Annotated in this window: 5 protein-coding genes; 4 read left to right on the top strand and 1 reads right to left on the bottom strand. The window is 42.3% G+C overall.

Going from position 1 to position 16,321, the window contains the following annotated elements; all coding sequences use genetic code 11:
* Position 1 precedes the first annotated feature (1 nt).
* Positions 2-4,261 (bottom strand): SDR family NAD(P)-dependent oxidoreductase, encoded by a 4,260-nt coding sequence (locus WA1_RS15385; protein WP_033334922.1) that lies wholly within the window; start codon positions 4,259-4,261, stop codon positions 2-4.
* Between the two features lie 543 nt (positions 4,262-4,804).
* Here WA1_RS15385 and WA1_RS15380 point away from each other — a divergent pair.
* The 4 genes from WA1_RS15380 (at position 4,805) to WA1_RS15365 (ending at position 16,318) form a co-directional block, all read left to right on the top strand.
* Entirely contained in the window at positions 4,805-5,974 is a 1,170-nt protein-coding gene (locus tag WA1_RS15380) for a DUF6014 family protein (protein ID WP_017742645.1), read from the top strand.
* Positions 5,975-6,242: 268 nt separating this feature from the next.
* The gene (locus WA1_RS15375; protein ID WP_033334921.1) at positions 6,243-8,330 is read left to right on the top strand and encodes a patatin-like phospholipase family protein; all 2,088 of its coding nucleotides are present in this window, start codon (positions 6,243-6,245) and stop codon (positions 8,328-8,330) included.
* 351 nt (positions 8,331-8,681) lie between these two features.
* Positions 8,682-9,071, top strand: coding sequence for a hypothetical protein (locus tag WA1_RS15370; RefSeq protein ID WP_017742643.1), 390 nt, complete (start codon positions 8,682-8,684; stop codon positions 9,069-9,071).
* Positions 9,072-9,538: 467 nt separating this feature from the next.
* The gene (locus WA1_RS15365) at positions 9,539-16,318 is read left to right on the top strand and encodes a non-ribosomal peptide synthetase (RefSeq protein WP_017742642.1); all 6,780 of its coding nucleotides are present in this window, start codon (positions 9,539-9,541) and stop codon (positions 16,316-16,318) included.
* Positions 16,319-16,321: the final 3 nt, after the last annotated feature.

The following is a 16,321-nucleotide window of genomic DNA, read 5'->3' as shown; positions in this document are numbered from 1 at the left end:
CTTATAAAGAACCCACTTCGTATTCTTCTTGTGCATTAGCAATCAATGTAATGTCTTTTGTTGCAATTTGCAGTGCTTGAATGTTACTAGCCAGAGCGCTTACAGTCGGAGATGCAAATAAATCGCGTAAAGACAACTCAATAGAGAATGCATCGCGTAACCGAGAAATTAATTGCGTTCCCAACAAAGAATTTCCTCCCATTTCCAAGAAGTTATCGTGAATACTAAGAAGAGGTATGCCTAAAACTTGGTGCCAAATTTGAGCCATCTGTTTTTCTACCTCGTTTCGGGGTGCTACATTAGCGTTTGCTTCCTGATGATTAAACTGCCGAATTAATTTGTTTTTATCAATAGTACCACTTACGGTGAAGGGCATCTCATCCAGCGGTATTAAATTGCAGGTAAAAGAAGTTCCAAAGCGGTCTTGTAGCTGTAAATCTGGTAAATTAACCACCTTTTCACTACTACTAACAGTAAAATAGGCGGTTAACTTTTGTAAACCAAAAGCTGACGACTGCCAACGTTGAATGTTTTGGTTGCTGCCATCCAAACCTATAAATAGATGCCCTTGCTGATGTTGTAAGCTTGCAAGCATTGAAGATATTGCTTGGGAGGAAGACATAATATAGAAACCTTTAGCACGGGTTAGATTTTTCATCTGATATCCCTGGCTCATCCCTGTTTCATCCCACATACTCCAACTCATACAATAGCTTGCTAATTCACTTTTGGAATTTTGGTAATGAGAAAAGCGATCGAGAAAACTATTAGCAGCAGCATAAGCACCAACAGCAGTGCTACCAAAAAAACCGTTTACCGAAGAAAAGTTGATAAAAATGGTGTCGCAACTATCCTTCACCAATTGATGCAGTACCCAAGTCCCTAACACCTTAGGACGTAGTACTGCTGCTAAGTTTTCCTTTTGCTCTTTAAGTACAAGTTGCTCGTGAAAAGTTCCGGCTAAATGAATTATTCCATCTAAGTTTTTCTGCCATCGATATTTAGTTTTTTCAACTATTATCTGCAACTGTTTCAAGTCACAGATATCAACAGCTTCGTAAATTATCTCTCCCTCAAGCTTTTCTAGTTGTTGATAAGCTTGGAGGCGTTGTGTCAGAGCATCTTCCCTCTCTAAATGAGCATTCCAGGTACTTTTATTTGGTAAAGGAGTTCTGCCGACCAACAGTAGCCGAGCTTTATAATGTTTCAATAGATATTGGGCAATCTGGATACCTATCCCTCCCAGTCCTCCAGTGATTAAATAAGTTCCTCCTTGCTTGAAGGTGACTGGGGATTTAGGTTCGTCAGTCAAATCAACTTTCTCTAGACGAGGAATAAAACGCTGACCATTTCTGTAGGCTACTTCGCGTTCTTTTGAGAAAACTTGCATCTCTTGTAGGATACAAGCTGCATTTGTTTCAACTTTTCCAAAAGGCAAATCGATGTGCCGACAGTTCACTTTTGGTAGTTCTTGAGAAATAGTTTTCAGCAGCCCTAAGACTGTTGATTTCTCGTAAGTTATTGGGTCATCTGAGAATATAGATTGGATATGAGAAGAAATAAGTATTAATTGAACAGAATTATCCAAACCCTGAACTTTGGCTAAAGCTTGAACCAGGAATAATAAACTGTATATCCCATGTTCTTGTGCTTGTTCGAGAGCATCAAGGCTTTTAACTTCGCCAATATACTGGTCATAAGTCCAAAAATGAAGAATCTGCCCAATGGGAATATTAGCTGCTGCTAGGGATTCGATTAAAAGTTGGTAATCCTTGGCTTGTCCTGGAGTAATTGTGTAATGCGAGCCATTTATTTTTTGAAAATCTTCTCCGGGTGAAACAGTTATGTATGGCAGGTTATGTTCTGACAATATTTGACATAAATATGTTCCTAACCCGAAAGAATCTAGAAATACTAGAGTAGAATGAGTAACAGTTAAAGAAGAATTAAGAGTGGTAATGGGATATTTGGGCTTCCATACTTGACGGTAGAACCAGTCAGGAATGGTATTAGTGTTACCTAGTAATATATCAATTCGTTTAATAATTGATTGAAACTCACCTTTATTGAAACGCTGGCTCAATTGGGAGCGTTGAATTTTCCCAATAGCAGTTTTAGGAATAATTTCTTGCTCTACTGGAATAAGATAGTCTGGATTTACTCCCAACCTGTTGACAACAGAAGTGCGAATTTCTTTAAGCAGAGTTACTAAACTGGTACCCTCAGAAAGAAGAGTATTGAAAAAGATAGCAAGTTGGTCGGTATTTATTCCTGGTTGTCTCACTGCACAGGCAGCTGTGTAAGAAACCTCTACATCTTTAAGTTCTTCAACGGCAGCTTCGATTTCTTGACAGTAGTAGTTGAGTCCATTGATGATAATGATCTCTTTCTGTCGTCCAGTAATAGTTAAACGACCTCCATCAAGAAATCCTAAATCCCCAGTATTAAACCAACCATCGGGGGTAAAAGCTTCTTGGTTTGCCTGTGGATTCTGATAGTAACCAGAAGTCACGGAAGTACCTTTAACCTGCAATCGCCCAATTGTTTGTTCCTCAACGACTTGGTTTTGGGTATCCACAATTCGCATAGAAAATCCAGCAATAGGTGTGCCCACTTCCACAAATTTTTGCTCGTCTGTCGTTGAATCCAATAGAAAGCTGTCAGAATAGGTAACGCCTGAAGATGTCTCAGCCATTCCCCATGCTGGGTGCATTGCAGTAGTAGGCAGTTGATAAAATTCCAGCAACTGCAAAAATTTTCTTGCTGTTTTCGCGACGATCGCTTCACCTCCATTAAGCATAAATCGCATTGAAGATAATTCCCATGTGGAAGTCGCCCTACTTTTTAGCTTTTTTAGTTGCTCATCGATCAGTCCATAAGCGAAATTAGGAGCCCAGGTAATCGTGGCTCGATAGTAGAAAATCCAATCCAGCCATTTTGTAGGTTTCTGCAAAACCAAGTCTGTGGGAGCATGGATTTGCTGGCAACCTAGATAAACATCCCGAAGATGGAACATGATTATTCCCCCAACATGATCTAGGGGAAACCAATTTAAAGAGACATCCTCTTGTGTAAAACTGTTCATTGCAACAGTAGCAGCACAATGGCCGATTAGACTGCCATGACTCTGCATCACAGCTTTGGGTTTACCCGTGCTTCCAGACGTCAAAAGCAAAATTGCTAAATCTTCTGGCTGACTTTGATGCCAGTGAAAATCCGCTTCGCACTGACGCAGGCTCTCAATAGTTGCAATTTGAAAGTTTTCTAAATTTAAAAGCCTTGAAAAAGCATCTATCTTGGGAGCTAAAGAAGCACTCGTTAGTACAAGGGGTTTCCCCAACATCTGCCAAGTATTTTGTAATTTGCTTGCGGTACTGTTGACTAGCTCATAGGTAGGGGCGATGGATACTGGCACTGGAACAAAGCCCCCTAGTACACAACCCCAAAAAGCACGGATAAAATCTTGATTATCCTCTAGTTGAAAAATAACTTTGTTTTGAGATTTTAATCCTAGCTTTCTCAATCCAGCTAAAATCTGTTGGGCTTCCTGCCATAATTCCCGATACGATTGAAGTTTCTCGCTGCCATCAGGCTGAATGTAGATAATACCCTTAGTTGAATTTTGAGCTGCTCGTTGCAGTACTTCTGCTAAAGTTTTGGGAGCATCTGGAGGGAGTTGTAGCGGTTCCCCATGACTAATAGCTAGCTTTTTTGACGAGAAAATGTTTTTATTTTCTACTTTTACTTTACCAGATATTTTTGTTTGTGCTTGTTGCTCGCTATCTTCAGAGGCGAACACGTGAGTCTCACCTAACAAATCCTCCAAATGCACGGGAGGAATACTTGTAACTCTTGATTCAACAACCACCGCAACATGTTCAATTTCTGATAATGACTCCAATTGCTCCTCGACGCAATGCATTAAGTCAGAGTCAATAACTTCTGATCTCGCTAAAAAGACTTCATCTACCTGCCCTACATCTGTTAGGGGTATGGTGGAGACTGGTACGAGTGCTGTAGGTATCAATTCGCTAGGCAGAATTGCTTGCAGGTGAGACAACAATTGTTCTGGTGCGAATAAGCCTGATGGAACTACATAGGCAAGTAATTCCTGTTGTAGCTTTTGGGTTTGTCTTTTTATCACTACACAATCATCTACAGTCAAACTCGACAGAATAGCAACTTCTATTTCTCTACTTGTAAATTTTTTTTTATCTGAATTTACTAGAAGCCGACTATAACTATAATCATTTAACTGCATTAGCTTTATCCTTTTTAAAGACAGCTTATCTGATGAAATCAACTTACTTTCTTGAAAACACATATTAAAATAGCTCAAACAAATTAAATTTTAGAGCCTTTTAGGTTGGTGCTTATGCTTTAGCGCTAAAGCGCAATTACTAACATTGTATATTTTTTTAAATTGAGTTACTTAGAACTTCAACTCACAAATCATCTCAGTTTTCTGAAGAAAATGCAATAGCACTTAAGACTGTTAATTGGACGGTTAAGACAGATAAGACATTTAAGCGGAAATTTAAGACAGTTAAGCTGGTAGTTAAAATATCCTTGCATTTTCACTCAAACATTAATAAAATTTTGGAGGTATACAAACAAAGCCTGCCTCCACAGGGTAAGAACTACTAGTCCGCGCAGGCGGGCAAGTTTTTTTGTAGCAGCGATTTCTAATCGCTTAATATTTTTACAAAATAGGGATGGACTAGGTAAGAACGCTATGTTTGAGTGCGTTTACAAGAAGATGCAAATTGATAGCTTGTTTTCTATACAATCTTAGGTATCACAAATGACAAAGATCTTTGTAGATGAACAAGAATTAACCAAACAAGTAGTCCAATATATCGAGCAAGATGAAATTGCCATTGCTGTCAAAAAACTGCGTCAACAGGCAAACAACTCTTGTGAACTGCCTCCAGATTGGCTACTCAACACAGCAGATGCTCTAGAAAATAATGACTGGAGTATCTTATCTGAAGGCTTTGTCAATATGGATTTTATCGGTAAAAACGGCTATTTTCTGATTATCGCCCCTTACCAAATAAATCGACAATGCCAACACAAAGTGACTTTAAGCTCAATTTACGGGCAAATACACTCAAACTCTCAGCCATCTATTGAACAATTAGAAAATCTGATTCGCGAAAAATTTGGAACCTTAAGTCAACCAATTCCAAGAAACCTGTCCTTTACCGAGATTGCTAGTTGCGGTAATACTAGTGGTGAAAGTGGTGAAGCCTTCATCGTCCCGAATGGATGGTCTTTTCCTAACATTGTTTGTGGTCCAGCATTAAACAATGCAAGGGAACAGCGACGGCGTTTTTTAGGATCGAGCCGCGAATGCATCCAAAAAGTATTTGAATATGAAACAGCTAATTTACTCTTAGGTCCTTTAGAAGACGAAATTAATGGTGAACGCTATCGCCACATAGATACTCAAGTTCATGAAGCAGGACACGCGAGTGGTTTGGGATTTGACTTCAAGGTAAAGCAAAACCTTCTCCAAAACTATACCCATAGTGGTGTAGAAGAATGGCGATCTGATAGCTTGGGCTTTGAGTTTGCAGCTTGCACTTTACCTGCTGAAGAAGCTGGGAAGTTGGTAGCTGTCAATTTCTGCATTCGCTTTGGCTTAGATGCTCACCGTTTAGGAGGCATAGAAAAAGATGTGGATGTGTATGCTGGGCTTATAAGCTTAGAACATCTTTTTCAAAATGATGCCATATATGTTACTAAAAAAGGTCAATTAGCTTTACGTAATTTGACTTATCCAGGTTTACTGCAAGCTGTGGAACTCCATCGAGCACAAGCATTATGTCTTACCCGAAGAGAGTTAAACCTTAAAAGTCCTACAGGAATTTTTTCTCTGTATAAAATAAATATTCATCCATCAACTCAATCAATTTTTCAGGCGCTAGTGATGGAACGCTGTCAAGGAGTTTGGACACAGTTACAATAATGTGTTTTCCCCTTTAATAAATATGTGCTTAACTGTCTTAACTTTCTTAACTGTCTGCGACCCCAATCTCACATCTTGCACCCATTGCAAAATGTCATTTATTTGTGTTGTCTGCTATTGCATTTTCTTGGTAAACTTGATAACTTGAAGCTGATTATTAGCAAGCTTGGGTTAAAATCTACTTTAGTCATAGTCAACCAGTTTCAACCTAAAAGTTCAGTTTTATACCAGTGCGTAAGTCCAAGTACGATTGGGAGATGAAAATGTTGTGACAAACAAGGTATACACGCAATCAGTTTTGACATTTGATGGGCAGGATGATTACATAGATTTTGGCAAAAATGATATTGGTGGTGTTTTTGCAGAAGGGAGTTCTGCCTTTACAATTTCAGGATGGTTGAATCCGCATCAACTCACAAGTAAAGCGAGTACTTATGGGACGCGCAATGTTTTTTTTGCCCGTTCTTCAGATAGGTACAGTGATAATTTTGAGTTTGGCATTAGTGAGTCAGGAAATCTCGATGTTTATATTGATGAGAAGCTAGACAACGGTCTCAGAACCTTTGGCAATGGAGAACTGACGCTCGGACAATGGCACTTCTTTGCGATTGTCTTTTATCAGGGGCAACTGACCATATATCTTGATGAGCATGAGTATGCAGGCTCGTTGAGAGGTGCCTCGTTAAACAAAGCAACGAGTTCTGTAACTTTGGGCGCGACTTTACATAATAACATATATTATACAGGTCAAATAGCTAACATAAGTGTCTGGAATTACCCCTGTGACCAAACGCAAATCCAAACACAACGGTATCAGCCTCTAGTTGGGAATGAACTTGGATTAGTAGCTTACTGGACATTAAACGAAGGAGAAGGAGCAATTGTCCGAGACCAAACTGGAAATGGCTATGGTGGAACGTTGCATGGCAATCCCACTTGGGATTTAGCAGAACTTCCATATATGACCGCACAATCCTCCAATGAGGGCGAAAGACAAGATGAGACAGCAAATCGTTTAGAGGAAAACCTTCCTTTAACAGAAACTGTGGTGCAAGAGGAAGATTCCCCGACTCAAGAGACGACGGCTTTAGCTCCAGCAGCAGCCAGGAATGAAGGTCAACCAAAAGTAAAAAAAGAGACAAGGAAAAAACTCGCTCGCGACCAAACATCTCTAACCTCCCAACCACAAGCAGGGGAAATCAAAATAGACCAAACGAGTCAAAGCGAAGTCTCAGAAAATATCCCACAGCAGGAGCGATCGCAAACATTCACTCAGGAGCAATCGCAAGCAGCTATGAATACACCAGCCAATGCTAAATATAAAATACTAACCATCGATGGAGGCGGTATTCGGGGCATTATCCCAGCCTTGATACTAGCAGAAATTGAAAAGCGGACACAAAAGCAGATATTCAGTTTGTTCGATTTAATTGCAGGTACTTCTACTGGAGGAGTTCTAGCGCTCGGACTGACTAAACCCCGATTAAATTTGGAGCCATTCGATACCACGCCTATCGCTCAATATACCGCAGAGGATCTGGTAAAACTCTTTGTTGAGTATGGACCAGAAATGTTTTACGAGCCAGCATGGGAAAAAATACTTGGACCGATAGAAGATGTATTTATCCAGCCAAAATACGCGGCGGATAGCAGAGAGGAAATCTTCCGGGAATATTTTGGAGATGCGCCTCTAGAGGGGAATCTCAAAGAAGTGTTCGTAACTAGCTACGATATTGAGCAGCGAATTCCCATCTTGTTTACAAATAAAGTTGAAAAACAACAGATAGAATCGAAAAGGTTTCGCAAGTTATCTGTCGGCTTTACACTTAAAGATGCAGCCATGGCAACAACTGCGATTCCAACTTATTTTCCTCCCTATCGCGTTGCAAGTTCCCATAATGCCAACGGCTTCTATACTTTAGTGGATGGTGGATTGATTGCTAATAATCCCACCTATTTAGCAATTATGGAGGCGAGAATAAGCAGACAAAACACGCAGCCAGTGAATTTAGACGATCTCTTGATAGTTTCCTTGGGAACGGGTTCTCTGACAAGTGTCTATACCTATAACGAAGTCAAACATTGGGGGCAGTTGCAATGGGGACAACCGCTTTTAAATATTGTCTTTGATGGTGGTAGTGAAGTGGTAGCCGGAGAATTAGAACGCTGGTTTGAGGCGAGTCAAAAAGAACTCAACGGTTCTTATTATCGGTTTCAAACATTCCTTACAGGAGATTTGGAACTCGTAGATAATGTCAAGTTGGAAAACATTCGCCAGCTACAAGCCTCAGCCCACCAACTGATTGCAGCACAAAGTCAACAAATTGATGAGTTATGTAATATTTTGTTAAGCTGAACGCGATAAGCCGGGTACGGCGGCGCTGCCATGCGATCGCTAGCGCAAAAATAAATCGGCAGTTCGTCGATTGGGTACAGGGCTGCTGTATGAAGCATATAGTGATAGAACAAACAGATGGTTCAGTTTGCCAAATGTCAAAGGAAAAATCAGTCACAATCTTGATTAAGTGACTCAGTTCTTAGATCGGGGTAAATAGAAAAATTTGTAAAATTTTAACCTTATCTAAGTGTGGATGGCTCTTATTTAGCGTAGTCTAAATTTTGAAACAGAGTTCTTTCTTGACAACAGTTCTAGTCTCTTACCGTTAGTCATTTTTTAACCAAAACGTAAGGATTTTAGGTAATTCCAATGGACGAAATCGCTAAAAAACTTGCCGGTCTAGGTCTTCCTGGCATAATTCTTGTAGTTTTAACAGCCGCATCAGGAGGTAGTTCTGCGGCTGTTGCTGCCGCCCTCACAGCCTGGGGAGGACCGTTTGGCATCGTAGGTGGTATAGCCATACTTGGTCTGATATCAGTTGTAGGGGATGCTGTAGCGGGATTTGGACTTGAAGCCCTTCTGAAGGCAATCTATTCAGAACGCAGCAAAACCGAATCCTTGAGAGTTCTCCTTAAAGAAATTAAAGATCTACCTATTACAGATGAGCTAAAACTCAAACTAAAACATCACCTTAGCCCACCAGAAAATACTTATGAAGTACCTGACGCACCAAGGACAGTTGAAATTGTTGATGAATAATTTCACTGTTCAATTTGGTGTCTTTTGAGAGCGAATAGTACTGGTACAAAAAGGCTGAGTATGAAAGCTAAAGGATGAAAGAAATTGGTGGGCGAGGACGCTCACCATTCTTCATAACTTATCAATCTGATGGATATGAAAAAATGGATGGAGATTTCTTCAGACAGAAAATATTTTTTTGTATCCTTTTTGTACATGAATAAAATGTAAGTCTGAAGGAATTTATGAAGTATGTATCATTCATATTTAAATTGTAAAAATTAATGAACCGCTAAGACTAGCCAGTTCGTTGCTCTGGTTACCAGCAGTTGAAGCTCCGGGCGTCGCAAAAAGCGCAAAGAAAAGAAAAAAGAGAGAATTTTACAAATGATTTAGGGTTGCTCTAGTTAAACAACTGGCTGAAGCATAGAGAAGTAGTAATAATTGGACTATATTTTTCAATTTACTCAACTTTTAAAGTATCTTTTATGCAAGAAATTGTGATTGTTTCTGCTCATTCTGTTGATGGTTTTTCTGTTTTAAGTGAGCAGGAGAAACATAAAATATTGGTGGAATGGAATGATACAAGGGTAGATTATCCCAAGCATTTGTGTATACATCAGTTATTTGAAGCACAAGTGGAAAAAACTCCACACAATATTGCTGTCGTCTTTAATGAGGAGAAATTTACCTATCAAGAGTTGAATCACCGAGCTAACAAAGTAGCGCACCATCTGCAATCTTTAGGTGTAGGGACTGAAGTTCTGGTAGGAATTTGCGTTGAGCGCTCTTGGGAAATGGTAGTGGGTAACTTGGCCATTCTCAAGGCGGGTGGAGCTTACGTGCCGCTAGATCCAACGTATCCTCAAGAACGTCTGAACTTTATGGTATCAGATTCGCAAGTGCAGGTGCTGTTGACGCAGGAAAAGTTTGTTGCAGGGTTTAGAGAAAGCGGGGTGAAGACAGTTTGTCTGGATACCGATTGGGAATTAATCGATCGCCAAAGCCAAGAGAACCCCAATACCGATGTAACGGCGGAAAACCTAGCTTATGTTATCTATACATCTGGTTCTACAGGAACACCAAAGGGAGTCGCTGTACCGCATCGGGCTGTCAATCGGCTAGTATGCAACACGAACTACGTGCAGTTAGACAAGAGCGATCGTATTGCCCAAGCCTCAAATGCTTCCTTTGACGCAGCTACTTTTGAGATCTGGGGTGCTCTCCTGCACGGTGCTAAGCTGGTCATTGTTCCCCAAAATGTTGTGCTTTCGCCCCAGCATTTCGCAGCATACATCCGCGAACAAAGCATCAGTGTATTATTCTTGACGCCAGCCTTATTTAATCAGTTAGCAAGCATTGTCCCCCAGGCATTTAAAGATCTGCGACACTTGCTCATTGGTGGTGACGCTTTAGATCCTAAGTCGGTCAAAGCAGTTTTGAGGAATAGACCGCCACAGCGATTGCTCAATGCTTATGGTCCGACTGAGAGTACAACATTCTCTTGTTGGTACTTGGTGCAAGACGTTGCGGAAGGGGCAACAAATTTGCCGATTGGTCGCCCAATTTCTAATACACAAATATATATACTGGATTCCAAACTTCAACCAGTCCCCATTGGGACTCCTGGGGAATTATATATTGGCGGCGATGGCTTGGCACGAGGTTACTTAAACCGCCCAGACCTAACTGAGGAAAAATTCATTTCCAATCCCTTTAGAAGAAGCAGGGGAGCTCTTGAGCAGGGGAGCAGGGGAGTCAAGGAAGACCAATCCTGTTCTGAACGCCTTTACAAAACAGGTGATTTAGCTCGCTTCTTACCGGATGGCACTATTATCTTCATTGGTCGAGTTGATAATCAGGTGAAGATTCGCGGCTTCCGCATTGAATTAGGAGAAATTGAAGCGCTTTTGAGTCAACACCCAGATGTCAGTCAAGCAGCGGTCATCGCCCGTGAAGATATTCCCGGTGATAAGCGCCTTGTTGCCTATACTGTCTTGAACCAAAAATCGGAAGCAAACGCTACTATCCTAAAACGCTTCCTTGAAGAAAAGCTGCCTCTTTACATGGTACCAGCAGTTTTTGTGATTCTCGACTCCTTACCTCTAACCCCTAATGGTAAGGTGGATCGTAAAAACCTTCCAGTCCCCGATCGCTCGCGTCCCGATCTCGAAGAAAGCTTCATCGCGCCGAGCAATCCAATTGAAGAGAAGTTAGCCCTCATCTGGGCTGAGTTACTCAGACTCGAACAGATTGGAGTCAACGATAATTTTTTCTATCTGGGGGGTCATTCCCTAATTGCAACTCAGATGCTTTCTCGCGTGCGCGAAGTATTCACTGTCGAGTTATCCTTTCACCAGATATTTGAAAACCCCACCATAGGGGCTTTAGGTCAACTCATCGCACAAGCTTATCCAGAGCAACACTGGCAACGTCTTGCTATAGAAAGAATTTCTCATGAAGGATTCTTGCCTGTCTCCTTTGCCCAAGAGCGAGTGTACTTCATCCAGCAATTGGCTCCAGAAAGTAACGCCTACCAATTCCAGGCAACTCTGAGATTTCACGGTCAGCTAGATGTAGCAGTACTACAACAGTGTCTCAACGAAATTGTGCTGCGTCATGAAATCTTGCACACGACTTATCCAGCAATAAATGGGCGGCTATTTCAGGTCATTCATCCACACCAACCAATCGATTTTATCGCGATCGACCTCCAGTCATTCCCAGAAAACGAGCGTGAGACCCAGGCTCAAAAGCTAGTTGAGACAGAAGTGCAAAAGCCTTTTGACTTAAATCAACTACCATTAGTTAGGTGGGTGTTGTTCAAGTTAAGCGATAAGCCGGGTACGGCTTGCGCCAAGGGCGATGCTGCAAAGCAGCCGCTTCGCGAACGCGAACACCTGTTGCTCCACATCGAACATCACATGGTTCATGATGGTTGGTCATTCAACGTCTTTCTAGGTGAGTTAATACAACTTTATCAAGCATTCTCTTTGGGTCATCCTTCCCCGCTTCCCGAACCACTCTTGCAGTTTGCGGACTTTGCTTATTGGCAACGACAGTGGGTCAAAAGTCAGGAAGCCCAAGCTCAATTGACTTACTGGCAACAAAAATTATCAGGTAGTTCACCCCTGTTGGAATTACCATTAGACCGCCCGCGACCAACAGAGCAAACTTACCAAGGCGATCAAATCAGGATGGAACTTCCTATCGACTTGTGTGAATCGCTCAGAGTTCTCAGTCGTCGAGAGGGTGTTACCTTATTCATGACGATGCTGGCAGCTTTTTTGGTCATGTTGCACCGATACACCGGGCAAGACGACATTAGCGTCGGCACAGCTGTTGCCAATCGGCGGATGCGCGAGGTCGAGGGGTTAATTGGCATGATGGTCAATAACTTGGTTTTACGCAACAATTTGTCAGGTAATCCCACATTTCGGGAGTTACTCGCTCGAGTACGCTCCTGTACTCTGGAAGCTTATGCTAACGAGGACTTACCCTTCGATAAAGTGGTGGAGGTTCTCAAACCAATACGCAACTTGAGTCACAATCCCTTGTTTCAAGTGATGTTTAGCTTCCATGATTCTCCCATGCCAAACTTGAGCTTCCCAGGTTTAAACATCAGCCTGCACGAACCAATCGGCAACAAATCCTCAAAGTTCGATCTGGATTTCCTGGTCATACCGCGCTATGAACAAAGCGTGCAGAACGGTTCTAAAACAGGAGCCAAGGGCATCACCCTAGTTTTAGAGTATAACAGCGACCTCTTCGATGCTGCGACAATTCAACGAATGCTAGAGCAGTATCAAAAGTTACTAGAAGAAATTCTTGCTAACCCAGAGCAGCAGATTGGGAAACTACCTCTGTTAACTCAGTTTGAACAACAGTTGTTGGTGAAATGGAATCAAAATCAAAGGGAATATCCACAAGATGAGTGTATCCATCAGTTATTTGCAGAACAAGTGGAGCAATCGCCTGATGCTGTAGCCGTAGAGCAGTCAAGTCAACAATTAACATACCGTGAATTGAGCGATCGCGCCAATCAACTGGCACACTATTTGCAAAGTTTAGGAGTCAAACCAGAAACCCTAGTTGGCATCTGCGTTGACCGTTCTCTTGAAATGATTGTTGGCTTACTCGGCATTCTCAAAGCAGGTGGTGCTTATGTTCCCCTTGACCCTGCTTATCCCCAAGAGCGATTGGCTGACATTCTCAAAGATACGCAATTGAGCATTCTGCTGACTCAAGAAAGATTCCGGTCTCAACTACCAGATTATGCCGGAAAAACAATCTGTTTAGACACGGATTGGTCAGTCATTGGTCAATACAGTACAGCCAATCCGACGAGTGACGTTCAGCTGCACAACCTTGCCTACATTATTTACACCTCTGGTTCCACAGGCAAACCCAAGGGGGTGGCGATCGAACATCGATCGCTGATGAATTTTGTCATGACCGCTATCCACGAGTATGGAATTGATGCAGGCGAGAACCCTACGGGTACGCTTCGCGAACGCATTCTACAATTTGCGTCCATCTGCTTTGATACATCTATTGAAGAAATTTTTCCCACTCTATTAGTCGGTGCAACATTAGTGCTCCGCACCGAACAGATGTTGCACTCCAGTGATGAATTTTGGCGATGTTGCCAAGAATGGCAGTTAACTGTTTTGGATCTGCCTACAGCATACTGGCATCAATTAGTGGCAGAACTAAAGTCTCAAGACTCTCGTATTCCCGCAAGCTTGAGAATTGCGATCGTTGGAGGAGAAGAAGTTCAACCGTCAAAAGTGAAGCATTGGCATAGTAGTGTTGCTCATCTTCCCCATCCACCTCAATTATTTAATAGCTACGGACCAACGGAAGCAACGGTCATCACCACCCTACACCGCCTTAATTCCTCCACAGCCACCTCTGTTTCGATTGGACGCCCCATAAGCAATGCTTGGGTTTATGTCTTAGATCGATATTTGCAGCCTGTACCCATAGGAGTTCCAGGAGAACTGCACATTGGCGGAGCTTCCTTAGCTAGAGGGTATTGGCAACGTCCTGAACTTACTGCGGAGAAATTTATCCAGAATCCGTTTTACAATCCAAAATCCACAATCCAAAATCCAAAATTATATAAAACAGGGGATTTAGCAAGATTTCGAGCGGATGGCACTTTGGAATATCTTGGTCGAGTTGACACTCAGGTGAAGGTGCGGGGCTTTCGCATTGAGTTGGGAGAAATTGAGACAGTGCTGCATCAACATCCTCAGGTGTTCCAAGCTGTTGTCATTGCCCGTGAAGACATTCCCGGACAAAAGCGCCTAGTGGCTTATATCGTGCCGCACCAGTCACAACCAACTACTGATGAATTGCGCCATTTTCTCAAGCAGAAATTGCCGAATTATATGGTGCCCTCGGCGTTCGTGCTGCTAGAAGCGCTACCCCTGACACCCAATCAGAAGGTAGACTACCGCGCCCTTCCAACTCCCGACTTTTCTCGTAGTATTGAAGATAAATTTGTTACACACCGCACACTTGTAGAGGAGAAATTAGCGGCAATCTGGTCAGAAATCTTAAGAATAGAAAAAATCGGCATCCACGATAACTTTTTTGAATTGGGTGGAGACTCTATCCTTAGCATTCAAATCATTTCCCGTGCTAATCAGGCGGGTATCCAAATTGCTCCCAAACAGCTATTTAAGTACCAAACCATTGCGGAGTTAGCTGCTGTGGCAGGTTTGGTTCGTTCTGTTAAAGCTGAGCAAGGATTAGTGACTGGTCAGATAGCACTGACACCAATCCAGCAGTGGTTTTTCGAGCAGGAATTGTCCGAACCCAATTATTTTAACCAATCAGTACTGCTAGAAGTCCCACCAGAATTGACCCGCGAGCAGTTGCAGCAAATCATGCAACAATTATTACTGCATCATGATGCTCTGCGTCTGCGGTTTGTGTGGGAAGGCGAAAACTGTCACTCTTACACTAATGTTGGGTTTCGTTCCTCAACCCAACCTACGAGGTTTGTGTGGGAAGGCGAAAACTGGCAGCAAATTAACACCACCGCCCAAGAAACTGTGCCATTGAGTGTGTTCGATTTGTCACACTTGTCACCAGACGCACAACAAACAGCGATGAATGGTGCAAATACTGAACTTCAGGCTAGTCTGAACTTATCCACTGGAGCGATTGCACAAGTGGCATTATTTCAGTTGGGCAACGATCGACTAGGTCGGTTACTGTTAATTATCCATCACCTAGCAGTCGATGGCATCTCCTGGCGAATTTTGCTAGAAGACTTGGCTACTGCTTTCCAACAAGTGAGATGTGGCGAAGCTATTAAACTACCACTAAAGACAACTTCCTTCCAATATTGGAGCGATCGCCTGACAGAATATGGACAATCTGAGAAAATCCTCACAGAGTTGGATTACTGGGTGAGTCAGTCTAATTTTAAAGTGACCGCATTGCCAGTCGATTATCCTTCAACCACAGAAGACAACACTATAGCCTCAACCGCTACTGTGTCACTTTCTTTAAGTGAAGAACAGACCCGCGCCCTATTGCAAGATGTACCCTCTGCCTACAACACTCAAATTAATGATGTGCTGTTGACTGCCCTAGTGCAAAGCTTTGCCCAATGGACGGGGGAACAGTTCCTACTCCTTGATTTAGAGGGACATGGACGAGAAGATTTATTTGAGGATGTGGATCTGTCACGCACTGTGGGTTGGTTTACCACTTTGTTCCCCGTTTGTCTACAGCTAGAAGCAGTTGACCATCCTGGCGAGACTTTAAAGTCAGTCAAAGAACAACTGCGGCGTATTCCCAACCGGGGTATTGGTTATGGTGTGTTGCGATATTTGAACAACAATCCCGAAATACGCAAAAAACTTCAGGCGTTACCTCAAGTACAAGTGAGTTTTAACTACCTCGGTCAATTCGATCGGGTGCTATCAGCAACTGAGGTTTTAGGTTCGGTTAAAGAATTCAAAGCCGAACAGAGCTTACTTAATAGGCGCAGCCACCTGTTAGGAGTTAGCGGATTTATTCGTGCGGGAAAACTGGAAATGACTTGGGCTTATAGTGTAAAAGTTCATAAACGAGCCACCATTGAATGCTTGGCTTTTGGATTCATGGAGGCATTAAAAACTCTGATTGCTCACTGTCAGTCACCTGATGCGATCGGTCATACTCCTTCTGACTTTTCAGCAGCTAGATTAAGCCAAAAACAGCTAGATAAATTTCTAGCCAAAATCAACAAAATCAGTGACCAGTGACCA

It is taken from the genome of Scytonema hofmannii PCC 7110, assembly GCF_000346485.2.
GTDB lineage: Bacteria > Cyanobacteriota > Cyanobacteriia > Cyanobacteriales > Nostocaceae > Scytonema > Scytonema hofmannii.
Note: the sequence above shows the minus strand (reverse complement) of the source record. Positions and strands in the feature narration are given on the sequence as shown.